General features: G+C 70.8%; 21 protein-coding genes and 1 tRNA gene. 13 read left to right on the top strand and 9 right to left on the bottom strand.

Annotated features, from left to right (window positions below; genetic code table 11):
* Positions 1 to 69 precede the first annotated feature (69 nt).
* Positions 70 to 1,277 (top strand): IS3 family transposase gene (locus HG543_RS14060; RefSeq protein WP_169345249.1). Its coding sequence is split into 2 segments (ribosomal slippage): positions 70 to 424 and positions 424 to 1,277, totalling 1,209 coding nucleotides; the frame shifts between segments, so codons are not numbered across the junction.
* 33 nt (positions 1,278 to 1,310) lie between these two features.
* Here the strand turns inward: HG543_RS14060 and HG543_RS14055 are convergent.
* Entirely contained in the window at positions 1,311 to 1,892 is a 582-nt protein-coding gene (locus HG543_RS14055) for a hypothetical protein (protein ID WP_246357007.1), read from the bottom strand.
* Positions 1,893 to 2,185: 293 nt separating this feature from the next.
* Between HG543_RS14055 and HG543_RS14050 the strand changes: the two genes are divergently transcribed.
* The 3 genes from HG543_RS14050 to HG543_RS14040 all read left to right on the top strand — a co-directional run bounded on the left by HG543_RS14050 (position 2,186) and on the right by HG543_RS14040 (position 3,647).
* Positions 2,186 to 3,121 (top strand): VOC family protein, encoded by a 936-nt coding sequence (locus tag HG543_RS14050; RefSeq protein ID WP_169345248.1) that lies wholly within the window; start codon positions 2,186 to 2,188, stop codon positions 3,119 to 3,121.
* Between the two features lie 24 nt (positions 3,122 to 3,145).
* The gene (locus HG543_RS14045; protein ID WP_169345247.1) at positions 3,146 to 3,343 is read left to right on the top strand and encodes a hypothetical protein; all 198 of its coding nucleotides are present in this window, start codon (positions 3,146 to 3,148) and stop codon (positions 3,341 to 3,343) included.
* Between the two features lie 88 nt (positions 3,344 to 3,431).
* Positions 3,432 to 3,647, top strand: coding sequence for a glycogen debranching enzyme N-terminal domain-containing protein (locus HG543_RS14040; protein WP_169345246.1), 216 nt, complete (start codon positions 3,432 to 3,434; stop codon positions 3,645 to 3,647).
* A gap of 229 nt (positions 3,648 to 3,876) precedes the next feature.
* Here the strand turns inward: HG543_RS14040 and HG543_RS14035 are convergent.
* Positions 3,877 to 3,953: transfer RNA gene (locus HG543_RS14035), tRNA-Pro, on the bottom strand.
* A 258-nt stretch (positions 3,954 to 4,211) separates the two neighbouring features.
* On the opposite strand from HG543_RS14035, the gene HG543_RS14030 reads away from it, so the two are divergent.
* Positions 4,212 to 4,595, top strand: coding sequence for a response regulator (locus HG543_RS14030; RefSeq protein WP_169345245.1), 384 nt, complete (start codon positions 4,212 to 4,214; stop codon positions 4,593 to 4,595).
* A 36-nt stretch (positions 4,596 to 4,631) separates the two neighbouring features.
* Here HG543_RS14030 and rpe read toward each other — a convergent pair whose 3' ends face one another.
* A complete protein-coding gene (gene rpe / locus HG543_RS14025) occupies positions 4,632 to 5,288 on the bottom strand; it encodes a ribulose-phosphate 3-epimerase (protein ID WP_169345244.1) in 657 nt (218 codons plus the stop codon).
* A gap of 171 nt (positions 5,289 to 5,459) precedes the next feature.
* Between rpe and HG543_RS14020 the strand changes: the two genes are divergently transcribed.
* Positions 5,460 to 6,968: an HD domain-containing phosphohydrolase gene (locus HG543_RS14020; RefSeq protein WP_169345243.1), complete on the top strand. Its 1,509-nt coding sequence runs from the start codon at positions 5,460 to 5,462 to the stop codon at positions 6,966 to 6,968.
* 51 nt (positions 6,969 to 7,019) lie between these two features.
* Here the strand turns inward: HG543_RS14020 and pyk are convergent, their stop codons facing one another.
* From pyk to HG543_RS14000, 4 genes are all read right to left on the bottom strand, one after another.
* On the bottom strand, positions 7,020 to 8,447 hold the full coding sequence (gene pyk / locus HG543_RS14015) for a pyruvate kinase (RefSeq protein ID WP_169345242.1): 1,428 nt from the start codon (positions 8,445 to 8,447) through the stop codon (positions 7,020 to 7,022).
* A 101-nt stretch (positions 8,448 to 8,548) separates the two neighbouring features.
* Positions 8,549 to 9,394 carry a hypothetical protein gene (locus tag HG543_RS14010; protein WP_169345263.1) on the bottom strand — a complete coding sequence of 282 codons (846 nt, stop codon included), beginning with the start codon at positions 9,392 to 9,394 and terminating at the stop codon, positions 8,549 to 8,551.
* A 257-nt stretch (positions 9,395 to 9,651) separates the two neighbouring features.
* The gene (locus tag HG543_RS14005; protein WP_169345241.1) at positions 9,652 to 11,109 is read right to left on the bottom strand and encodes an NFACT RNA binding domain-containing protein; all 1,458 of its coding nucleotides are present in this window, start codon (positions 11,107 to 11,109) and stop codon (positions 9,652 to 9,654) included.
* 96 nt (positions 11,110 to 11,205) lie between these two features.
* Positions 11,206 to 11,388 carry an excinuclease ABC subunit A gene (locus HG543_RS14000; RefSeq protein ID WP_169345240.1) on the bottom strand — a complete coding sequence of 61 codons (183 nt, stop codon included), beginning with the start codon at positions 11,386 to 11,388 and terminating at the stop codon, positions 11,206 to 11,208.
* A 357-nt stretch (positions 11,389 to 11,745) separates the two neighbouring features.
* Here HG543_RS14000 and HG543_RS13995 point away from each other — a divergent pair, with 357 nt between their 5' ends.
* Both HG543_RS13995 and HG543_RS13990 read left to right on the top strand, forming a co-directional pair.
* Positions 11,746 to 13,077: a glycoside hydrolase family 1 protein gene (locus HG543_RS13995; RefSeq protein ID WP_169345239.1), complete on the top strand. Its 1,332-nt coding sequence runs from the start codon at positions 11,746 to 11,748 to the stop codon at positions 13,075 to 13,077.
* 210 nt (positions 13,078 to 13,287) lie between these two features.
* Positions 13,288 to 14,193 (top strand): zinc metalloprotease, encoded by a 906-nt coding sequence (locus tag HG543_RS13990; protein ID WP_246357006.1) that lies wholly within the window; start codon positions 13,288 to 13,290, stop codon positions 14,191 to 14,193.
* 92 nt (positions 14,194 to 14,285) lie between these two features.
* Here HG543_RS13990 and dusB read toward each other — a convergent pair whose 3' ends face one another.
* Positions 14,286 to 15,299, bottom strand: a complete 1,014-nt coding sequence (gene dusB / locus HG543_RS13985) for a tRNA dihydrouridine synthase DusB (protein ID WP_169345238.1) — start codon at positions 15,297 to 15,299, stop codon at positions 14,286 to 14,288.
* Between the two features lie 93 nt (positions 15,300 to 15,392).
* Between dusB and HG543_RS13980 the strand changes: the two genes are divergently transcribed.
* From HG543_RS13980 to HG543_RS13965, 4 genes are all read left to right on the top strand, one after another.
* Entirely contained in the window at positions 15,393 to 16,823 is a 1,431-nt protein-coding gene (locus HG543_RS13980; protein ID WP_169345237.1) for a TPR end-of-group domain-containing protein, read from the top strand.
* An 84-nt stretch (positions 16,824 to 16,907) separates the two neighbouring features.
* Positions 16,908 to 17,975 carry an acyl-CoA desaturase gene (locus tag HG543_RS13975; protein WP_169345236.1) on the top strand — a complete coding sequence of 356 codons (1,068 nt, stop codon included), beginning with the start codon at positions 16,908 to 16,910 and terminating at the stop codon, positions 17,973 to 17,975.
* An 88-nt stretch (positions 17,976 to 18,063) separates the two neighbouring features.
* Complete coding sequence (locus HG543_RS13970; RefSeq protein ID WP_343073348.1) at positions 18,064 to 18,657, top strand: RNA polymerase sigma factor; 594 nt, start codon at positions 18,064 to 18,066, stop codon at positions 18,655 to 18,657.
* Entirely contained in the window at positions 18,654 to 19,445 is a 792-nt protein-coding gene (locus tag HG543_RS13965) for an NrsF family protein (RefSeq protein ID WP_169345235.1), read from the top strand. The genes HG543_RS13970 and HG543_RS13965 overlap by 4 nt, the downstream gene beginning before the upstream one ends.
* 82 nt (positions 19,446 to 19,527) lie before the next feature.
* Here the strand turns inward: HG543_RS13965 and HG543_RS13960 are convergent, their stop codons facing one another.
* Positions 19,528 to 19,965 carry a peroxiredoxin gene (locus HG543_RS13960; protein WP_246357005.1) on the bottom strand — a complete coding sequence of 146 codons (438 nt, stop codon included), beginning with the start codon at positions 19,963 to 19,965 and terminating at the stop codon, positions 19,528 to 19,530.
* 200 nt (positions 19,966 to 20,165) lie between these two features.
* Here HG543_RS13960 and HG543_RS13950 point away from each other — a divergent pair, with 200 nt between their 5' ends.
* Positions 20,166 to 22,271, top strand: a complete 2,106-nt coding sequence (locus HG543_RS13950) for a chloride channel protein (protein WP_211193913.1) — start codon at positions 20,166 to 20,168, stop codon at positions 22,269 to 22,271.
* Positions 22,272 to 22,280 lie beyond the last annotated feature (9 nt).

Raw genomic sequence — 22,280 nt, 5'->3', positions numbered from 1 at the left:
GCTCACCGCCCACTGGTGTAGCCCCTGAAGAGTCGGACAGGCTCGTTCGGCTAGAACGCGAGTCTGACGATGGAGAAGAAGACCCAAGAGGGAGCCCCAGAGGGGACTGCGGGGAGCAAGCGTCGCCGCCGGTACTCGGCGGAGGAGAAGCTGCGCCTGGTGGCCGAGTGCGAGGCGCCGGGCAGCAGCGTGTCCCTGGTGGCCCGCAAGTACGGCATCAGCTCCAGCCTGTGGTTCCGGTGGCGGCAGTTGAAGGAGTCGGGCGGCGTGTCGGGGCTGCAGGCCGGTGAGGCGGTGGTGCCCGAGTCCGAGGTGCTGGAGCTCAAGGCCCAGGTGCGCGAGCTGCAGCGGCTGTTGGGCAAGAAGACGCAGGAAGCCGAAATCCTCCGGGACGCGGTGGAACTGGCGCGCGAAAATAAACTGCTGTCGCTCGCGGCCTTGTCGAAGCTGGGAGGCATTCTGTGAGCGCGGTGGCCCGGGCCCTCGCCGTGGCCCGTTCCACGCTGCACCGGCCCCTGTCCCCTCACCAGCCCCGCCGCCCAGACGCCCAGGCCGACATCGAGGTCCTCGAGGAGCTCAAGGCTGTTGTCGGGCAGCAGGCCACCTCCGGCTACCGCAGGGCCTGCGTCGTCCTCAACCGCCAGCGCCGGGCCGAGGGCAGGCCCGGGGTGAACCACAAGCGAGCCTACCGCCTCATGCGCCAGGGCCGGCTGCTGCTGCAGCGCCATACCGGCAAGCCGACGCGCACCCACGAGGGCCAAGTGGTGACGCTCAAGTCCAACCTGCGCTGGTGCTCCGACGGCTTCGAGGTGCGCTGCTGGAACGGCGAGCGCGTCCACGTCGCCTTCAGCCTCGACTGCTGCGACCGCGAAGCCATTGCCTTCCAGGCCGCCGCTCAGCCTCCCACCTCGCTCACCCTCCAGGACCTGATGGTCGAGACGCTTGAGGCCCGCTTTTGCCCGGGCACCGCCAAGCTGCCCCATCCGGTGGAATGGCTGTCAGACAACGGCCCGGTCTCCACCGCCAAGGACACCCGCGACTTCGGCAGCAGCCTCGGCCTGCGGCTGTGCACCACGCCGGCCTACTCGCCCCAGAGCAACGGCATGGCCGAGGCCTTCGTGAAGACCTTCAAGCGGTACGTCAACGAGCTGCCCTCGGCCGCCCACGTCCTCGCCCAGCTGCCCGCCTGGTTCGACGACTACAACCGCTGCCATCCGCACCGCGGGCTCAAGATGAAGTCACCCCGCGAGTTCCGTACTGCTCACTCTCAACCTTGAGCTGTCCGATTTGACGGGGGCAACTCCACCGCCTCACTCCCCGGGGGCGGCCATGCCCGGGCACACGCCCGGCTGCATCATCCCGGCGGTCTGGTGAACCTCCGTGCGCAGCCGCTCCCGCTCCGAGTCTTTCACGGCCTTGTAGGAGATGGTGACGCCGTCGGGCGTGTCATCCACGCGGGTATAGGACTGCACGCTCGGAGCGCCCGCCGAGCCCGGGAGCCCGCCTCCGCCAATCCCGCTGTAGTCGACGCCGGGAGGCTGCTCCAGGCCGCGGCGCCCCGAGACGCCGTGCTCCGCCTGCCGCTGCATCATGTTGCGGGCCCGCTGGCGGAGTTCCACCACCTGGTCCTGCTCGGAGGTGGTGAAGGCGATGGCCACGCCCTCGCGCGTGTCCTCCGCCCGCGCCTGGGCGCCGGGAACCGTCATCGGGCAGTCCCGCTCGATTTCGGCCCGGGGTGGAGGCATCTCGCCCGTCCGTTCCGGCGGGGCCTGCTCCTGCTGGGCCGTGGACTGCCCTTCTCCCTGTGACGTCGTCGCGCTCTTCGAGCAGCCGGCCACGGACGCCAGCGCCGCGAGGGCGGCGAGCGTGAGCGGCAGTCTGGATGGGAACATGGTGGGCCTCCCCGGTCGTGAGTCCTGCAACGAACAAGCTGGTGGGCGGCCCTCGCTCCGGGCAACGCCGCCCCGCACGCCAGCCCCTCGCCTGGGTTGGAGCGGGTGGGGAGGGCGTTCTGCCCCCGGGGGCCGTGCGCTGTCGGCCGCTGGCGGGAAGGGCCGTACCCGGGTCGCAAGACGGTGGTGCGTCACTTGCCCCGCGTGCGCTCGCGCTCCATATGGATGCGCCCGGCTGCCCGCCCCGCGTGACCCGGGGCCGCGCCAAAGGAGCAACGATGGAATCGCCTGACATGGCCCGCGCTGCCGCGCGCTCGCGCGCCCGGCTTCACGGTGGACTCCTGCTGGCGGCGGGTCTGTGTGCGCTGGGAGGGCTCTTCTCCGCCATGGCCGGCTGCGCCAGCACCCCGAGCGGCGCGAGCAAGGCGGGCATCCCGATCTCCCCGGTGCCGCTCTACGGGAAGTTCGTCTGGCATGACCTCGTCACGGAAGACCCCGCCGCCGTGAAGCGCTTCTACGGCGAGCTGCTCGGCTGGGAGTTCCAGGACGTCAAGGGAAGCAAGCGCCCCTACTCGCTCATCAAGGCGCGGGGCCGCTGGATGGGCGGCATCGTCCAGCCCATTGGCGTGGGCAAGGGTCACTCCCAGTGGCTCGGCTACCTCTCCGTGCCGGACGTGGACCGCGCGGTGGAGCAGGCCGGCGCCGGCGGCGGCAAGGCCCTGGTGGGACCAGAGGATGTCGAGAAGATCGGCCGGGCCGCGGTAATCACCGACCCGCAGGGTGCCCCCGTGGGCTTCGTGCGCTCGCAGCCCGGAGACCCCGCCGACACGGGCCTGCCGGAGCCGGGCCAGTTCCTCTGGACGGAGCACCTGGCCGAGGACCCCGTCGCGGCGGCCACCTTCTACAAGGACCTGCTCGGCTACGAGGTCGAGGCACGAGACGAGAGCGGCGGCACCTACTACCTGCTCAAGCAGGGCCAGCAGCCCCGCGCGGGCATCCTCCGCAAGCCGCTGGAGGTCGTGCGCCCCAACTGGCTCACCTATGTGCGCGTGGAGGACCCGGCGGCGCTCGCCGCGCGGGTGGAGTCGCTCGGGGGCCGGGTGGTGATGGCGCCCCGGCCCGATGTCCGGGGCGGCTCGCTCGCGCTCATCGCCGACCCGACCGGGGCCGTGCTCGCCCTCCAGCGCTACCCATTCAAGACGGAGGAGGCCGCCGAGGCCTCGCCCTGACCCGTACCCCCAGGAGAACGCCCGATGCTCCCGCGCAAAACCCGCCGTTGTCTGTCATTGCTGGGGCTGCTCGCCGCCGCCCTGCTGACCTCCAGTTGTGAGAACGCCACCGTCGGCGTGGGGCTCGGCGTCACCGCGGCCTCGCCCTGGGGCCCGGTGGGCGTGGTGGGGCCCACCGCGACCTGGGGCTGGTACGGCGGCGGAGCGCGCTGGTATCCCTGAAGCGGTGACTGCCCTCGTGGGCCCGCTCCCTCCCCGGGGCGCGAGGTCCGCTGCCCGCGCCGCTCGGTGGCGGCACCGTGCCCACCGCGTGCCGGGACTCGGCCTGGCGTCCCAGCGTCAGGTCGCTCCCGCTCCCGTGCGGGGGGATGGGCTGGGCGGCTACGCGTGCGGGACGGTGGCTGGCGTTCCCACCCACAGGTTCCATGCCTTCCTCGTCGCCGCGCTCCCCGCGCCGCTTGGCCGGGTGGTGATGCTCAGCCAGCTCACCGAGCGCATCACCCTCCCCGATGGCCGGCGGGGATGATTGGCGGAAGCGAGCAGGCACCCGGAATGCGCGACGTCCACGGGCTCGCCGCGCTCAAGGAGTTCCGGCTCGATCAGGGCCTGCCCGTCTGGCGGTACGACGCGGCCGGCTATGCGATCGAGAAGCGGCGGCCAAGTCAGCGGCCACTCGGATGCTCAAGGGAGCGCCGCAGGACGCCCGAAATGAAAACGGGCTGGAGACCTTGCGATCTCCAGCCCGCTTCATGACGTGGTCGGGGAGACAGGATTTGAACCTGCGACCCCTTGGTCCCGAACCAAGTGCTCTACCAGGCTGAGCCACTCCCCGATATGTCTGTCCGCCGGTGGGTCTTCTCGGGACCGGCGAAGTGCGGCGGTAGTACCCGAGCCGCCCGGCTGAGTCAACGTCTTCGGATCACCTTTTCTTCCGCCCCCTCCTGCCCCCTCGCACGGGGTACGGGCTTACCCGTTCGGCGGGAATGACCCGCTTCTTCTCTTCCCAACTCCCCGACATTCCGGTACTTCCGGTCAGGAACAACTCTTGCTCTGTTGAAAAGGTCACACTGCATTGCAGCAGCACGACTCCATGACGCCCCCCGTCGTTCTCATCTCCGATGACGAGCCCCTCGTAGTCTCCGCCCTCGCTCGCGAGGCGAAGCGGTCCGGGCTCACCTGCATCTCGGACACCACCTCGGAGCGCGTCCTGGAGCTGGCCCGGCAGCATCGGCCCGCCGTCATCATCCTGGACATCAATCAGCACCAGGACGGGCGCGACCTCCTCGCCCAGCTCAAGCAGGACCCCACCACCCGCGACTGCAAGGTCATCATCCTCAGCGGCGTCGAGGACCAGTTCACCCGCCACGTCTGCTTCGAGCTCGGCGCCGACGACTACGAGGTGAAGCCCTTCGACCCCACCTTCATGACCCGCGTCGCCCGCCTCGCCACCGCCGTGGCCCGCGCCCGCGCCTGAGTCACCCAGGGGCGGCAGTCCCCGCCGCCCCACCCCTCACGGCCGCAACGAGCGGATGGCCTCGGCGTAGTCCTTCGCGCCGAAGACGTAGCTGCCCGCCACCAGCACCGTCGCCCCCGCCTCCACCACCCGCTTCGCCGTGGTGGCGTTGATGCCGCCGTCCACCTCGATGTCCACGTCCAGCCCGCGCGCGTCCAGCATCGCCCGCAGCCGGCGCACCTTGTCCACCGTGGACTCGATGAAGCTCTGCCCGCCGAACCCCGGATTCACGCTCATCAGCAGCACCATCTCCACGTCGCCCAGCACCTCTTCAATCGCCGACAGCGGCGTGCTCGGGTTGAGCACCACCGACGGGCTCGCCCCCGCGCCGCGAATCTGCTGCAGCGTCCGGTGCAGGTGCGTGGTCGCCTCCACGTGCACCGTCAGCAGGTCCGCCCCCGCCTTCGCGAACGCCGGCACGTAGCGCTCCGGCTCCTCAATCATCAGGTGCACGTCCAGCGGCTTCGTCGCCACCCGCTTGATGGCTTCCACTATCACCGGACCAATCGTGATGTTCGGGACGAACCTGCCATCCATGACATCCACGTGAATGAGGTCGGCTCCCGCAGCCTCCACGGCGCGGACCTCCTCGGCGATGCGGCCAAAGTCACAGGACAGCAGCGAGGGAGAGATGCGGATGGGGCGTCGGGTCATGCGGGCGCTTCATACCCGCTTCCCCGGCCGCGGTGGCGCGGAACGTACCCGGGGGCGTCCAGCAGACAGCAGGTAACCAAGCAGGTGGGGCCCCCGGGCAGTCGCCCGGCCGGCCGTGCTACAACCCTGAAGCCCTCGCGGCCGCTGGCCGCTTCACCCGGAGCCGCCCCGGTGCTTTCCCAGCCCGCCTCGTCCCCCACTCCCGACCTGAGCCGTCGCCTCGCGAAGCTCACGTCCATCCTGGACGTCGCCAAGGCCATGAGCGCCGAGCGCGACCTCGACCTGCTCCTGCCCCTCATCCTCTTCGAGGCCACCAAGGTCGTCGAGGCCGACCGCTGCTCGCTCTTCATCCTGGACCGAGAGCGCAACGAGCTGTGGAGCAAGGTCGCCCAGGGCTCCAAGAGCGAAATCCGCCTCCCCGTGGGCAGCGGCATCTCCGGCCAGGTCGCCCAGACGGGCGCCGTCATCAACATCCCCGACGCCTACTCCGACCCGCGCTTCAACCGCTCGTTCGACGTCTCGAGCGGCTACCAGACGAAGACCATCCTCTGCGTCCCCATGCGCGACGCCAACGGCGAGGTGACGGGCGTCATCCAGGCCCTCAACAAGCTCGACGGCGGCAGCTTCAACGCCGAGGACGAGGAGCTGCTGCTCGCCCTGGGCGCCCAGGCCGCTGGCGCGATTGAAAACGCCCTCCTCCACGAGGAAATCAACCGCCTCTTCGAGGGCTTCGTCTCCGCCTCCGTCGTCGCCATCGAAGCCCGAGACCCGACCACCGCCGGTCACTCCGGCCGCGTGGCCGACCTCACCGTCACCCTGGCCCAGGCCCTGGAGCACCTGACGACCGGCCCCTACGCCCACACGCGCTTCTCCCCCGTGGAGCTGCAGGAGCTGCGCTACGCGTCACTGCTGCACGACTTCGGCAAGGTGGGCGTGCGCGAGCCCGTGCTCGTCAAGGCGGAGAAGCTCTACCCCCACGAGCTGGAGGCCCTGCGTGCCCGCTTCCATCTCGCCCGGAAGGATTTGCAGCTCCAGAGCTACCGGCGCCGCCTGGAGGCCGTGAAGGTTCGCGGCGACAAGCACCTGGCGGAAATCGAGGGTGAGGAGGAGGAGCGGCTCGGCACGGAGCTGAAGCAGCTCAACGAGGTGCTCGACTTCATCCTCACCTGCAACCGCCCCACCGTGCTCGCCCAGGGCGGCTTCGAGCGGCTCCACGAGCTGGGCCGGCTCCAGTACTCGGACGCGGACGGGCAGGCGCAGCCGCTGCTGCTGCCCCGCGAAATCCAGTCGCTCTCCATCACCCGCGGCACCCTCTCTCCGGAGGAGCGCCGCGAAATCGAGAGCCACGTCGAGCACACCTACCGCTTCCTCACCCAGATTCCGTGGACGCGCACCCTGCGCCGCGTGCCGGAAATCGCCTACGCCCACCACGAGAAGCTCGACGGCACCGGCTACCCGCGCGCCGAGAAGGCCATCCCCGTCCAGTCCCGGATGATGTCCATCTCCGACATCTACGACGCGCTCACCGCCAGCGACCGGCCCTACAAAAAGGCCGTGCCCCACACGCTCGCGCTCGACATCCTCAAGCGCGAGGCGGACTCCGGCCAGCTCGACAAGGAGCTGTTCACCGTCTTCGTCGAGGCGGAGATTCCCCGCCGCGCCCTTCACGACAAGAAGTAGACGCGCGGCGGAAGGCTCCGAGCCGGGCGGCCCGGAGCCCCGAGGCGCTTCTCAGCCGATGGTGTGCAGGCGGAGGCTGTTGATCTTCCCCGGCTGCCCCACCGGCGCGCCGAAGACGATGACGATGCGGTCGCCCTTGCGGCCCAGCCCGCGCGCCAGGAGTTCCTCCTCCACGCGCTTCACCATCGCCTCGGTGTCCTGGATGGGCTCGAGCACGCGCGGCACCACGCCCCACAGCAGCGCCAGCCGGCGGCGCACTTCCTGGTTCGGGCTGAAGGCCACAATCGGCACCGGCGGCCGGTAGTGCGCCAAGAGGCGCGCCGTCACGCCGGACAGGGTGAAGGCGGCAATCAGCGTGGCGCCGCTCGCCTTGGCGGCCTCGCAGGCCACGCGCGCAATCACGTCCGGGAAGTGCTGCGGGAGCCCCAGCGGCGCCTCGATGAAGCGCGACAGGTTGCCGACCCGCGCCGAGGACTCGGCCGCGAGGATGATGCGCTCCATCATCTGCACGGACTCGATGGGGAACTTGCCGCTCGCCGTCTCGCCCGAGAGCATCACCGCGTCCGCGCCGTCGAACACGGCGTTGGCCACGTCGCTCGCCTCGGCGCGCGTGGGGCGCGGGTTGTCAATCATCGAGTTCAGCATCTGCGTGGCCACGATGACGGGCAGGCCGCGCAGGTTGGAGCGCCGGATGATGTCCTTCTGGACGGCCGGCACCTCCTCGGGAGGAATCTCCACGCCGAGGTCGCCGCGGGCCACCATGACGCCGTCCGTCTTGTCGAGGATGGCGTCCAGCCGGGCGATGGCCTCGGGCTTCTCCAGCTTGGAGATGATGGGCACCGAGCGGCCCACCTCGGCCATGGCCTGGCGCGCGGTGTCCAGGTCCGACGGCTGGCGCACGAAGGACAGCGCGATGAAGTCCACGCCCGCCTTGAGGCCGAAGACGAGGTCCTCGCGGTCCTTGGGCGTCAGCGCCTCCGCGCGCACCGCCACGCCGGGCAGGTTGATGCCCTTGTTGTTCTTCAGCGTGCCGCCGTGGATGACCTGCGTCTTGATGAGCTTCTGCTTGTCCGTCTCCAGGACCTTCAGCTCCAGCAGGCCGTCATCCAGCAGGATGCGGTCTCCCGGATTCACGTCCGCCGCGAGGAAGGGGTACGTGGTGGACACGATGTCGTCCGTGCCCGGCACCGTCTCATCGGTGGTGATGTGGAAGGTGCCGCCCTCCTTCAGCTCCGTGCTGCCCTTGACGAAGCGGCCGGTGCGAATCTTCGGGCCCTGCAGGTCTCCGAGGATGCCCACCGCCTTGCGGACCTTCAGCGACGCGGCGCGCAGCTTGGCGATGTTCTCCGCGTGCTGCTCGTGGCTGCCGTGGGAGAAGTTCAGGCGGGCGACGTCCATGCCGTTCTCCAGGAGCGCTTCGAGCATCTCCTGGCTCTGGCTGGCGGGACCGAGGGTGCAGACAATCTTCGCTCTTCGCATAGGGCTCGGGAGGATGGGTGTACCTCATGGACGCGTCAAGCACGGTCCACGGGTGGTTTCGCTCGGTAAAACGGTAAATGAGTGAGCGAGCGAATGAGCCATCAACCGCGCAACAGCACTCCCAGATTCTCTCGTTCCCAACGCAGCGCGGCGGCGTAGTGCGGGTACGTCCGCTCGCGCTCGCGGAAGGCACGCGGGTGGTGGACGCGGCGGCCGCCCCGCGCGTTGCTGGGGAAGAGCTGGTGGAGCATCTCGTGGAAGACGATGAACTCCACGAAGAAGGCGGGCACCTCCGGCCTGTCGAGCGCCGGGTGGATGCGAATCTCGCGCGTCTGGTGGTCGTAGACGCCCAGGCGGATGGACTTGCGGCGCCGGCGCGGGGGCATACGACCCCAGCCGATGCGGGCCTGGATGAGGCCCTGAAAATGGGCGACGTTGACGGCGTCGTAAAGCGCCTGGAGGTCGAAACAGCGTCCCCGCGGGTTGAGGTCCGCGTCCGTTTCACGACGCACCTGGCGGATGCGCGGCTGCTGGCCGCGGATGTACTCGTCCAGGATGGCGCCCGCGGTGCGGTGGCCGCGGCCGGCGTAGTCCGCCACCGCGCGCACCACGGGCTCGGGCGCGTCCAGGAACATGTGGTGCAGCCGCAGCTGCAGCACGCTGGCGCCCCGGCGGAAGGACACCATGGTGGAGCGGTTGTCCGTCACCGACAGCCGCACGGGCAGGCCCAGGTCCGCGCTCAGCCGCCAGGCCAACGACTCGGCGCGCGTCCACATCTCCTCGCGCGTCGGGTTGAGGGTGAGCATGCGCGGCGCCTCCTCGGCCACCCGGTTGCGCGGTGGCAGGGGACGGGGCTGCGAGGGCGTGGGCGTTACATCCCGCGCCTGCGGCTCGGCGGGCTCCGCGGCGCGATTGGCCGCGGACATGCCGCGAGGGAAGAAGGACATCTGACGGAGTTGCTCGGGGGTCACTCGGCCGCCATCGTATCCGCCACCCCGGGGGACTCAAGGCCGGCGGCCCCTGCCTGCCTCCCCTTAAGTCAGCCCGTCAACCGCGCCCGGACGCGCCGCTCCTGGGAAACTCCCGGCGGACCCCACTCCACGCGCAAGGGCGCCGAGCCTCCGGGTGCATGTCCGCCAGAGGCGTCGGCCTCCGCCTCCAGGGCAGGACGTCAGCGGGCCAGGCGACATCCACGTCACACAGGTCAGGAGGTGGGCGCCTCGGCGTGACGGGACTTGAGCAGCCGCTCCAGCCGCTCGGGCTCCATGCGCACGACGAAGGTCTTCTCCCGGGTGTACGTCACCTGCCCGTGCGCGCCGCCCTTCACCTTGCGCACGAACTTCACCGGCACGTAGCTCACCTCGCCGCGCGGCTCGCCCTTGGCGCCCGAGTGGTGCAGCGCCAGGTGCGCCGCGTCCAGCAGCACCTCCTGCGCCACCTCCTGGCCCTTCTCGAGCGGGAGCACCACATGGCTGCCCGGCACGCCGCGCGCGTGCAGCCACAGGTGCCACGGCCGCGCCACCTTGAAGGTGAGCGTGTCGTTGTCCTCCGAGCCGCGGCCCACCCAGATGCGCGCGCCGCCGTGGCCCACGTACTCCTTGAAGGGGCGCCCCTCCGGCGTGCCCTCCCCGCCCGCGGGCAGCTGGAGCACCTCGGCCTGCGCCAGGAGCAGCGCCTCGTCCATGGCCTCAATCTGCGCGAGCGCCGCCTGCGCCTGCGCCACCTCGCGCGCCAGCTCCGCCTCGCGGTGGCGCGCCTGCTCCACGCCGCGCAAGAGCCGCCGGTACTGGTGGAAGTGCCAGTCCGCCTCCTCCTTCGGCGTGCGCTTCGGGTCCAGCGCCACCCGCACCTCCTCGGCGCCGCTCTCCGTGTACTCGGTGAGCATCACCTCGGTGGCGCCCCGCTTGAGGCGGAAGAGGTTCTGGGCGAGCAGCTCGCCCAGCCGCCGGTGCTTCTCCGCGTCCGGCCCCCGCGAGGCCTCCGCGCGCACCTTCTCCAGCGTGCGCGAGGAGCGCTTGAGGCGCGCGCGGTACGGCTGTGCCAGCCGCCGGCGGATGGTCTCCGCGCGGCTCGCCTTGTCGCGCGCGCCCAACAGCCGCTCCGCGGCCCGGGCATACGGCAGGTCCTCCCCCTCGTTGGGGACGAGGCGCGACGGGACGGCCTTCGCCTTGGCGAGCGCGTCCTGGGGCTGCGGCTCCGGCGGGGTCCACGCCATGCCCGGGTAGAGGTTGCGCCGCTGCGCGAAGCCCTCGCCCGAGTGCATCAGCACGCGGCCGCTGTCGCTCAGGAGGAACAGCCCGCCCGGCGCGCCCAGCTCCAGCACCAGCCGGCGGCGCACGTCCTCGCGCTCGAAGTCCAGCTCCACCACCCGCTCCGCGTCGCGCCAGCGGGCGCCCTGGAGCTTGAAGCCGGTGAGCTCGTGCCGCAGCCACCGCTGGAAGGGGGCGGGCTCGCCCGGCGTGGGGAAGCGCTCGTCCGCCACCGACACGCGGGCCAGATCACCCTCCGCGCACAGGCACAGCAGCACCGAGCGGCCGGGCACGCGCAGCTCCAGGTAGGCCAGCCGGGGGAGCGGGCACCACGCCTTCTGCGCCACCGCCCCGGTGAGGCGTGCCCCCACCTCCTCCACCACCTGCTCCAGTTCCACGGGACGCAGCGACACGGGCCCTCCAGCGCCAGAAAATGAAAACGGCCCGGCGGATTTCCGCCGAGCCGTTCACCGGACGTCAACTCACGTCCGCTCATGACTTCTGTCTGCTCAGGACTCCGGGGTCGACGGAGCAGCCGCCGACTTGCTCGCCCGCTTACGGGCAGGAGCCTTCTTCGCGGTCTTGCGAGCGCCGCCCTTCTTGGCCGCGGCCTTCTTCGCGGTCTTGCCCGCCGTCTTGCGGGTGGTCGTCTTCTTCGCCGACTTCGAGGCGGTCTTCTTCTTCGCGGCCATCAGAATCCTCCGGTTCAGTGGTGTGGCCCCAGTCAAGCGGGGCCCTGCACTCTTCTTGATGGGAGTGAGTGCTTGAAGTGAAGAGTACGGGCGCCATGCGCGTGTGTCAACGCATGGTGATGTAGTGCAACGCGTTTTGAGGCCGATTTTTCGGCATCGGGCGCTTCCGAAGGCCGGAAACGGTGCCTCGCGGACATTCGGAGGCGTCGGAAGGCGTCGCGCGCGAGGCCGATTTTCCGGCCTCCGGCGCGTTTCGCCCAATTTCTCGCCGACCTCTCGCGCATCACCGCAGCGCGATCGCGCGGGGCACGCGGTGCTTTTCGCGTTGGGAGGCGGGGTCTACGTTGCGCGGCCACGATGAGCACCCACGAGCAGACCTTCCCCGCGGACTTCACCTTCGGCGTTGCTACATCTGCGTATCAGGTGGAGGGCGGAATCGAGAACGACTGGGCCGAGTGGGAGCGCGCCGGCAAGCTGAAGGAGCCGGAGGCGCGCTGCGGCCGCGCGGTGGACCACTGGAACCGCTACGAGGAGGACTACCGCCTGGCGCGCGCGGTGGGCGCCACCGCGTTCCGCATCTCCCTCGAGTGGGCGCGAATCGAGCCCGAGCGCGGCCGGTTCGACGGCGCGGCGCTGGAGGCGTACCGGGAGCGGCTCCTCAAGATGAAGGCCCAGGGCCTGCGGCCCGTGGTGACGCTCCACCACTTCACCCACCCCACGTGGTTCCACCGCGAGACGCCCTGGCACCAGCCGGCCAGCGTGGACGCCTTCCGCCGGTACGCGCGTGAGTGCGCGGCGCTGCTGGAGGGACTGGACGCGCTCGTCATCTCCTTCAACGAGCCCATGGTGCTGCTCCTGGGCGGCTACCTGCAGGGCGCCATTCCGCCGGGCATCATCGACGGCCCCACCACCATGCGGGCCCTGGAGAACCTGGTGCGCTCACACGCGGCCGCGCGCGAGGAGCTGCTGTCGCGCCTGGGCCGCGTGGAGCTGGGCATCTCCCAGAACACGCTCGCCTTCGCGCCGGACCGGTGGTGGCACCCGCTGGACCGCGCGCTGGTGCGGCTGAGCGCCCAGGCCTACAACCACGCCTTCCATGAAGCGCTGGCCACCGGGAAGCTGCGCGTCACCATGCCGGGCGTGGCCTCCACGCGCGCGGACATCCCCGGGGCGCGCGACTCGGTGGAGTTCATCGGCGTGAACTACTACACGCGCGCGCACCTGCGCTTCGTGCCGCGCGCGCCCTTCATCGAGTTCAAGTACCGCGACACCCAGGGCCGCGGCCTCACCGACATCGGCTGGGAGGACTGGCCCGAGGGCTTCCTCCAGTCCCTGCGCGAGGTGAAGCGCTACGGGCGGCCCGTCTGGATTACCGAGAACGGCATCGACGACCGCGCCGGCACGCGCCGGCCCCACTACCTCCATACGCACCTGCAGCAGGTGCTCGCCGCGCGCGCGTCCGGTGTGGACGTGCGCGGCTACCTCTATTGGAGCCTCCTCGACAACTTCGAGTGGCTGGAGGGCTGGGGGCCGCGCTTCGGCCTGTACCACGTGGACTTCGATACCTTGGAGCGCCGCGTCACGCCCGCCTGCGACTACTTCCGCGCCGTGGCGATCAGCCGCAAGCTCGTTCCTCCGGGCTCCCCGACAAGCCCTGACTTGCTGTCCAAAAATGGGACAGGCACCTGAGTAACTGGCTGAAACGAGGCCACTATCCGCCCGAAATCAGGGCGGATTTGGCGAGTTGCGCCACAGAATTACAACTGCATCTGAAAAATTCCGCCCCCACCACCTTGACTTCATCAACCGATTAGCTGCTTGATGCGGGACCAACCGAACGGGGCTCTCGTTTTCTTGGGAATTCCCGGGGTCGGCCTCTCACATCCAGGAGCATCCTTCATGAAGAAGATGTGGTCGAGTGTCGTTGCCGTTACCACCGCCCTGTCGTTGACCGCTTGCCAGAGTGAGGAGCCGAAGCCCGCCGCGGAGGCCGCCGACTTCCAGGTCATCGGAGGCGAGGTCATCGACGAGGCGTTCTTCAACGAGAACAAGGTGGGTGCCTGCGCCACGGTCGACTTCGGACCCAGCGAGGCCCGCCGCGCGCCGACCCCCGAGGAGGCCTCGAAGTTCGAGACCCGCGCCGCCGCCGACAAGACGGTCCGCGTGGCCTGGCACGTCATCACCAACGGCACCGCCGGCAACGTGACGGACGCGCAGATCGCCGCGCAGATGGACGTGCTGAACGCCGCCTACGCCGGCAAGGGCTTCCAGTTCACGACGGTCTCCATCGACCGGACGAGCAACTCCAAGTGGTACACGATGTCCCCGGGCTCGCGGAACGAGACGAACGCGAAGACCACGCTGGGCGTCAACCCGGCCACCACGCTGAACATCTACACCGCGGCCCCGGGCCAGGGCCTGCTGGGCTGGGCCACCTTCCCGTGGTCCTACGCCGAGAGCAGCAAGCAGCACGGCGTGGTGCTCCTGTACAGCTCGCTGCCCGGCGGCAGCGCGGCCCCGTACAACCTGGGCGACACGGCGACGCACGAGGTCGGCCACTACCTGGGCCTGTACCACACGTTCCAGGGCGGTTGTAACAACCCGGGCGACTCCGTGGATGACACCCCGGCCGAGGCCTCCGCCGCCTACGGCTGCCCGGCGGGCCGCGACACCTGCTCCAGCACCGGCGCGGACCCCATCTACAACTTCATGGACTACACCGACGACGCCTGCATGAACCAGTTCACCGCGGGCCAGGTGTCGCGCATGGCGTGGGCCGCCTCCACGTACAAGCCGAGCCTGTAATCCCGGCACGGTCGTAGCCGTCTGAAGCGCGAAGGCGCGGCGCCCTCTTCCAGAGGAGCCGCGCCTTCTTCTTTTCCCGCGGGCCGCCGCCTTCAGCCCAGCGCGGCCCGGTAGTCCACGTCCTGCTCCTCGGAAGTGCCCGCCGCGTCGGTGTCCGCCGCGGCGAAGAAGCGGCGCACGCAGTCCTCCACGGCCCCGGGCGCGTCGAGCGCGTTCACCTCCGCGCGGAAGGCGGCGGCGCCGAACAGGCCGTGGGCGTACCACGCCAGCTGCTTGCGGAAGGAGCGCACCGCGCCCAGCGCGTCACCGACGAAGTCCAGGTGCGCGCGCAGGTGCTCCAGGACCAGGGCGCATCGCTCCTGGGGCGTGGCGGGCGGGCCGCCCAGCAGCTCGCGGAATATCCACGGGTTGCCCAGCGCGGCGCGGCCAATCATCACGAAGTCACAGCCGGTGGTCTCCCGCATGCGCCGGGCGTCCTCGGGCGTCTTCACGTCGCCGTTGCCGATGATGGGCATGTCCGGGAAGTGGCGCTTCAGGTCCGCGATGACGCTCCAGTCCGCCTGGCCCGAGTAGCCCTGCTCACGGGTGCGAGGGTGGATGGCGAGCGCCGCGCAGCCGGCCTCCTGGAGCGCGGCGGCCATCTGGAGGTAGTTGCGGCTCTTCACGTCCCAGCCCGAGCGAATCTTGCAGGTGACGGGCAGGCCGGTGGCCTCGCGAATCTCGCGGACGATGCGGGCGGCGCGGGGCGGGTCGCACAGCAGGGCGCTGCCGGCGCCGTTCTTCGTCACCTTCTTCACCGGGCAGCCCATGTTGATGTCGATGATTTGCGCGCCGGCCTCGCGGCCCACCACCGCGGCGCGGGCCATGGCCTCCGGCTCGCCGCCGTAGATTTGCAGCGAGTAGGGCCGCTCCACCTCGGCGTCGTAGCGCAGGTACTTCAGCGTGCGCTGGTTGGCGCGCATCAGCCCCTGGGAGCTGACCAGCTCCGTGGGACAGAGGGCGGCGCCGAGGCGGAAGGCGATGACCCGGAAGGGCATCTCGCTCACGCCCGCCATGGGAGCGAGGATGTAGGGGTTCGGCAGGGAGTAGGGACCGAGCTGCGGCATGAAGGGCGGGGAACCTAGCGAATTGGCCGGGAGGATGCAGGCGGTGCGCGACGACCCTGCGCGGCCAGGGCCTAACGGTTAAGGTCCCCGCCCATGTTCCGCTTTCGCCTCGGGAGCATTCCCGTCGAGGTTCACCCCAGTCACCTGCTCGTGTCGGCCCTGATTGCCTGGTCCTCCATGGAGGGGGCCCAGAATGGCTGGCCGTTCCGCCAGGTGGCCGGAGGCCCCGCGCTCGGCCACGCCAGCGCCGTGGGGGTCTACATCCTCTCGTGGATGCTCATCGTCTTCGTGTCGGTCCTCGTCCACGAGCTGGGACATGCCCTGGCCAGCCGCCTGTTCGGCTACCGGCCGAGCATCGCGCTCGTCTGGATGGGGGGCCACACGCTGCCCAATGACCAGCCCGGCCCCCTGCCCTGGAAGCGCAACCTGCTCATCACCGCGGCCGGGCCCTTCTTCGGCCTGATGCTGGGGCTGGTCAGCGGGCTGGGGCTGCTCCTCCTCAAGGGGAGGTCTCCGGGACTCGACTTCTTCCTCACCTGGTTCACCATCGCCAACATCTTCTGGGCGGTGCTCAACATGCTGCCGGTGCTGCCGCTCGACGGCGGCCACATCACCGCCACCCTGGCGACGCGGATGTTCGGCCCGCGGCGCGGCTTCGTGCTGTCACAGGTCCTGGCCCTGATGGTGTGCGTGGGCGCGGTGGTGTACGGCCTGCGCTCCGGCGCGCCCCTGCTCACCATCATCTTCGCCATGTACGGCGTGCAGGCCTTCCGCGTGGTGGCCGAGGCGATGCGCGGCAGCCAGGCCCGGGACGCGCGCCTGACGGGCCCGCTGGCGGACACGCTGCGGGAGGCGAAGGCGGCGCTCGACGCGGGCCGGCTGGACGACACCCGGCGGCTGGCCTCGTCGGTACTGGAGGCGGAAGAAGGGCTGACGGTGCCACTGGCCAGCCACGCGCACTACCTGCTGGGCTGGGTGGCCCTGAAGCAGAGCCAGGGCCGGGCGGCGCTGGACCACTTCTCCCAGGTGCAGGGCACGCCGCCGGTGGAGCCCCACGCGGTGGCGGCGGCCTATTCATTGGTGGGAGACGACACCCGCGCGGTGGGCTGGTGGGAGCAGGCCTGGAAGATGTCCTCCAACCGGACGCTCCTGCACGAGTACGCCGGCACGCTCATCCGCCTGAACCGCGAGCAGGAGGCGCTGCGGCTCCCGGGCGTGGACCCCGCGGCGGCCTACGCCTGCGCGCAGTCGGTGCTGTTCAACCGGGGCGCCTTCTCCGAGGCGGCCGCGGTGGGCGAGGCGGCGCTCCAGCGCGTCCCCAGCGCCACCATCGCCTACGACGCCGCGTGTGCCTATGCCCGCGCGCGTAACGCGCCGGACGCGGTGCGGATGCTGCGCCGCGCCACCGAATTGGGGTTCAACGACGGGGCCTACGCCGCGTCGGACGCGGACCTGGAGCCGCTGCATGGCCACCCGGCGTTCGAAGCGTGGCTGACGGAGCTGCGCCAATCCGCGGCCTCCTGACAGAGGCATGACACGAGGGGGTGTTGATGCGGGGTGAGACTGCGCAGGTTCCGGCTCGGTCCCGTTCAGCACACGAGGCTCGCCTTGCAGACACCCTCCTCCGCCGCATCCGCGGACAACGAGCGCATCAACTGGCTGTCCTCCATTCCGTTCATCGGCGTCCACCTGATGTGCCTGGCCGTCTTCTGGGTGGGCGCGAGGCCGGTGGACGTGGCGGTGTGTGTGGCCCTGTATGTGATTCGCATGTGGGGCATCACCGCGGGCTACCACCGGTACTTCTCGCACCGGGCCTTCAAGACGGGGCGCGTCTTCCAGTTCATCCTGGCCTTCGTGGGCAGCACGTCCACGCAGAAGGGCGTGCTGTGGTGGGCGGCGAACCACCGGCACCACCACCGGTACTCGGACCAGCCCGAGGACATCCACTCGCCCATCCAGCGGGGCTTCTGGTGGAGCCACATGAACTGGATTCTCTGCGACAAGTACGGCGAGACGAAGATGGAGGCCATCAAGGACTTCGCGCGCTACCCGGAGCTGGTGTGGCTCAACCGCTTCCACCTGGTGCCGCCGGTGCTGCTGGCCGTGGCGCTCTACTTCATCGGCGGCTTCTCCATGCTGGTGTGGGGCTTCTTCGTCAGCACCACCCTGCTGTGGCACGGCACCTTCACCATCAACTCGCTCAGCCACGTCTTCGGCAAGCGCCGCTACAAGACGACGGACACCAGCCGCAACAACTGGCTGCTGGCGCTCATCACCCTGGGCGAGGGGTGGCACAACAACCACCACTACCACCAGAACACCGCCAACCAGGGCTGGTTCTGGTGGGAGGTGGACATCAGCTACTACACGCTGAAGGCGCTCTCGTGGGTGGGCGTGGTGGAGGGGCTGCGCATGCCGTCCGAGTCCACGAAGTACGCCTACCTGAAGTACACGCCCGAGGAGCGCGCGGAATTGGCGGCGCCCACGCCCTTCTGGGGCGCCCGGGGTGCGCGAGCCCAGATTCTGGCCGCCCGGACGGCGGCGAACGACGCGGCCAAGGCGGCCGGTGACGCGGCCAAGGCGGCGGGCGACAAGGTGCGCGAGGCGATTGCCTCCGCCGCGGACCACCTGCCCACCTCCGCGCCGACCCCGCAGGCCCTGTTGAAGCGCCGCTGACACTCCGCGAAGCGGGACACCCCCGGAAAGTCCGGGGTAGAGTCCCGCGCGCTTGTCCCCGCCGCCCCCCTCGCTGAAACCCGAAGCCGTGCCCGCGCGTACCGGAGAAACCCCGGCGCGCGCGCCCGCCGCCGGTGTGTCCGACGAGGTGTTGATGGAGCGGTTCTGCCAGGGGGATTCCGGGGCGTTCGACGCGCTCTTCCAGCGCTACGCCCGCCCCGTGCACGGCTACCTCACCCGGCTGACGGGCAGCGCGTCCTCGGCGGAGGACCTGGTGCAGCTCACCTTCCTCTCCCTGGTGCGCGCCCGGGGCCGCTTCCTGGCCGGCTCCCGCTTCAAGCCGTGGCTCTACGCCATCGCCACCAACGCGGCGCGGGACTCGCAGCGCCGCAACCGGCGGCCCGAGGAGCTGACGCCCGAGGGCGAGCTGCCCGCCAGCATCCCCGACGACGCGCCGGGCCCGCGCGACAGCGGGCTGGAGCAGGCCGTGCAGCGCGCCCTGGCGCAGCTTCCGGAGGGACAGCGCGTCCCCATCCTCCTGCACCGCTTCGAGGGGATGAGCTTCGCGGAAATCGCCGACGCGATGGGCCTCACCGAAAGCGCCGTGAAGGTCCGCGCCCACCGCGGGTATGAGCGCCTGCGCGAGCTGCTGGCCGCCCTGCATCAGGAGACCCAGGAATGAAGCCGGAGTGTTCGCGGGTGATGGACTCGCTGGGAGGGCCGCTGCCCGCGGACCTGTCCTCACACGTTGCCACCTGCGCGGACTGCCGGAGCCTCCTGGGCGGCTTCGACGCGCTGGGCGGAGCTCCGGTGGCGCCGCTGGCCCCCCCGGCCCCCGTGGCGCCATCGCCGGGGCTGGATGCCGCGCGCCAGCTCGCCCTGAAGGAGCTGGCCACACGGCCGAAGGCCACCCCCTGGTGGCACGAGCTGCTGGTGCTGCTGGCCGTCCACGCGGTCGTGCTGGTGGGAGGGCTGCTCGTCCTGGGCCGCCACGGCATCGTGGGCAACCGGGCCTCGCCCCTCGCCGTGATGGGCGTCGCGGCGCTCACCCTGGTGCTGGTGGGCGGCGGCACCTACGTGGCGCTGGCCCCGCTCCGGCGGCGGTGGCCCTGGACCCTGGTGCTGCTGGCGGCGGGGGTGGTGGCGGCGGCGCAGGTGGTGGGCGGCTCCGGGCTGGAGGGCCGGCCCTTCCTGGACGGCATGTGGAGGTGCATGGGCTCGGAGGTGGCGCTGTCCGTGCTGCCGCTGGCCGCCACGCTCGTGCTGCTGTGCCGCACGGCCTTCCAGCCCGTGCGCGCGCTGGCCGCGGGCCTGTCCGCCGCCGGAGTGGCCCTGCTGGTGCTCCACCTGCACTGCCCCGACGGGACGGCGCGGCACCTGGTGTCGGCCCACCTGCTGCCCTGGCTGGTGCTGGCGTGCGTGGCGGTGTTCGCGCGCTCCCGCATGCCCACGCGCAACCACGCGCCCTGAGGGGCTTCGTGCCCGAAACCGGGGCGCGTCCGGGGTTCAAGGCCGGACGCGTCCCGAAGTCACGGGTACGACGCGCACGGCCTCAGAGCTGCTTCAGCGCCTCCTGCGGAAAGGCGCGTGCATCCACCTTCGGGTACCACGCCTTCACCTTCCCATCCGGGCCGATGATGACGCCCACCCGGCGCGCGTTCGGCGACTTCACGTCGTCGCAGGCGCCATAGGCGAGCCCCAGCTTCCGGTCCGTGTCACTCAGCAGCGGGAAGGTGAACCCGAACTTCTCCGCGAACGCCTTGTTCTCCTCCAACGTGTCGAAGCTGACTCCCAGAATCACCGCGTTCTTCTCGTCGTACTGCGTCTTCTGGTCGCGGAACCCGCAACCCTGGGCCGTTCAACCCGGGGTGTCCGCCTTCGGGTAGAACCACAGCACCACGTTCTTCCCGTGGTAGTCCGCCAGCCGGTGCACCCGGCCGGTGTGGTCCCGGACGTTGAAGTCCGGTGCCACGTCTCCTGGCTTGAGCATGCGAAGCCCTCTGTGCGCGGCGGTGCCGGAGTCCCGCCACGCCCGTGTGTCCTCTGCGCCTCCGGCCCCTCCTTTCGTAGCACGCCCGCCTGCTCCCCCGCCGGCCACGCGCCCCATGGAAGGCACGGAGTGCCGCCGGCCCGACAACCCATTCGCGGAGCTTGAAGCGTCCCCCTCATCCCTGCTTAGTGGGAGCCCCAATGAATGGCGAGGCACCCACGGCCCACGCAGCACTCCGACACGCCGCCTGGGTCCGCCTCCGCGCGGGCCTGAGTCGCTCCATCCACGCGCTCCTCCAGGCCTCCAACCGGCTGCGGCTTCCGGGCCCGTCGGTGCTGCCGGTGGCGGGGGCGGTGGTGGGGCTCTACAGCGGGCTGGCGGCCGGCATCTTCGCCAACCTCATCGGCCTGGTGAGCGGGCTCACCTTCGGCGCGGCCGAGCTGACGCACACGCTGCGCCGGGGGCAGCTGCGCAGTCTGATGGAGGCGTTCGCCTCGGCGCGCTGGCATCCGGAGTACGCCTTCGTCGGCGTGCCGCTGGCGCTGGGGGCGCTGCTGCTGTCGCGAGTCATCGAGCCCGGTGGCCCCCGCGACGAGGTGAAGCGCCGGCTGCGGCTGTTGTCGCTCCTGGCCCTGGGCGCGCTGTCGCTCTACTACCCGCTGGTGGGCCTGGCGGCGCTCAACAGCGTGTTCGGCCACTCGCACAACCTACCGGAGGCGCTGCCACACCTGCCGTGGTGGCTGATGCTGCTGGCGCCCACGCTGGGCGGCATCGTGGTGGGGCGGCTGCTGCGCGACCGGCCCGAGACGCACGGCCACGGCGTACCGGAGGTGGTGCGCGCGGTGAAGAGCGGCGCCAACGTGGTGCCGGCGGACCGCGGGCTGTTGAAGCTGGTGGCCTCGGCCATCACCATCGGCTCGGGCGGCTCGGCGGGGCGCGAGGGGCCCATCGTCTACGGCGGCGCCGCGTTCGCCTCCAGCGTGGGCCGCGTGCTGGGCTTCAGCCGGAAGGAGCTGTCCATCCTCCTGGCCTGCGGCGCGGGCGCGGGCATCTCCGCGTCCTTCAACGCCCCCATCGCCGGCGCGGTGTTCGCGATGGAAATCATCCTCCGCGAGTTCGAGCTGCGCGTCTTCTCGCCCATCATCCTCGCCAGCGTGGCGGGCACGCTGGTGAGCCAGGGCGTGCTGGGCGAGGTTCCCATGCTCCGCCGCGTCCCGTACGAGCTGGTCAGCGGCTCGGAGGTGCTGGCATACGCGGGGCTGGGCATCGCATGCGGCCTGCTGGCCTTCACCTTCGTGCGCTTCCTCCATGGGGTGGAGCACTACTTCCATGGGCGCGGCGGAGGGCGGCTGTCGCCCTGGCTGGCCAAGCGGCCGCTGGCGGTGCGCGCGGGCCTGGGCGGGCTGTGCGCGGGCCTGCTGGCCTTCCTCAGCCCCACGGTGTGGGGCAGCGGGCACGACTACATCAACCTGGCGGCGCTGGGGCGGCTGCCCTTCCTCTTCCTCGTCACCGCGTGCGTGCTGAAGCTGGTGGCCACGGCCATCACCATCGGCTCCGGCGGCTCGGGCGGCACCTTCTTCCCGGCGGCCGTCATCGGCGCCATGGCGGGCGGCGCCTTCGGCACGGTGGTGCATTACTTCTTCCCGGAGGGCACCGGCCCCAGCGGCGCGTACGCCCTGGTGGGCATGGGCGGCGCCGTGGCCGCGCTCAACCGCGGCCCGCTCACCGGGATGATGATGCTCTACGAGCTGAGCGGGAACCACGACATCATCCTGCCGCTGATGGTGACGTGCACCATCGCCTCCGCGCTGTGCCACTACCTCACCGAGCGCAAGGCGCCGAAGGTGCAGAGCGACGCGGACCTGCTGGAGGGCACCCCCGTGCGCGAGGTGATGGCGCGGCTGACACCCGTGCCCGCGGGCACGCCGCTGCGCCCGCTGACGGACCTGCTGCTCACCTCGGAGGCGGGCACCCTTCCCGTGCTGGACACCGCCGGCCGCGTCTACGGCACCGTGCAGGTGGAGCACCTGCGCGAGGTGTGGCGCGACGAGTCCGTGTACCCGCTCCTGGTGGCCAGCGACCTGGCCCGCAAGACGCCCCTGTTGTCCCCGGACTCGGACCTCGCCCAGGCGCTGCGCGTCATGGACCAGGAGGACGTGGACGCACTTCCCGTCAGCGCGCCACCGGGCGAGCCCACCTGCGGGCTGCTCACCCGGGGCGCCGTGCGCCGCTTCCTCTTCGCCCAGCACGCCAAGGCCCACGCGCGCGGCGACTATCCCGTCAGCCCCACCGAGGCGTCGCACTAGCCCCAGAGG

It is taken from the genome of Pyxidicoccus fallax, from assembly GCF_012933655.1.
GTDB classification, from domain to species: domain Bacteria; phylum Myxococcota; class Myxococcia; order Myxococcales; family Myxococcaceae; genus Myxococcus; species Myxococcus fallax.
The sequence above is the reverse complement of the archived record's forward strand: the minus strand, read 5'-3'. Positions and strand labels throughout refer to the sequence as shown.

Coding starts and splice junctions, on each gene's coding strand:
- HG543_RS14055 (WP_246357007.1), bottom strand. CDS start 1,892: ATGTTCCCATCCAGACTGCCGCTCACGCTCGCCGCCCTCGCGGCGCTG.
- HG543_RS14050 (WP_169345248.1), top strand. CDS start 2,186: ATGGCCCGCGCTGCCGCGCGCTCGCGCGCCCGGCTTCACGGTGGACTC.
- HG543_RS14045 (WP_169345247.1), top strand. CDS start 3,146: ATGCTCCCGCGCAAAACCCGCCGTTGTCTGTCATTGCTGGGGCTGCTC.
- HG543_RS14030 (WP_169345245.1), top strand. CDS start 4,212: ATGACGCCCCCCGTCGTTCTCATCTCCGATGACGAGCCCCTCGTAGTC.
- rpe (WP_169345244.1), bottom strand. CDS start 5,288: ATGACCCGACGCCCCATCCGCATCTCTCCCTCGCTGCTGTCCTGTGAC.
- pyk (WP_169345242.1), bottom strand. CDS start 8,447: ATGCGAAGAGCGAAGATTGTCTGCACCCTCGGTCCCGCCAGCCAGAGC.
- HG543_RS14010 (WP_169345263.1), bottom strand. CDS start 9,394: ATGTCCTTCTTCCCTCGCGGCATGTCCGCGGCCAATCGCGCCGCGGAG.
- HG543_RS14000 (WP_169345240.1), bottom strand. CDS start 11,388: ATGGCCGCGAAGAAGAAGACCGCCTCGAAGTCGGCGAAGAAGACGACC.
- HG543_RS13995 (WP_169345239.1), top strand. CDS start 11,746: ATGAGCACCCACGAGCAGACCTTCCCCGCGGACTTCACCTTCGGCGTT.
- HG543_RS13990 (WP_246357006.1), top strand. CDS start 13,288: ATGAAGAAGATGTGGTCGAGTGTCGTTGCCGTTACCACCGCCCTGTCG.
- dusB (WP_169345238.1), bottom strand. CDS start 15,299: ATGCCGCAGCTCGGTCCCTACTCCCTGCCGAACCCCTACATCCTCGCT.
- HG543_RS13980 (WP_169345237.1), top strand. CDS start 15,393: ATGTTCCGCTTTCGCCTCGGGAGCATTCCCGTCGAGGTTCACCCCAGT.
- HG543_RS13965 (WP_169345235.1), top strand. CDS start 18,654: ATGAAGCCGGAGTGTTCGCGGGTGATGGACTCGCTGGGAGGGCCGCTG.
- HG543_RS13950 (WP_211193913.1), top strand. CDS start 20,166: ATGAATGGCGAGGCACCCACGGCCCACGCAGCACTCCGACACGCCGCC.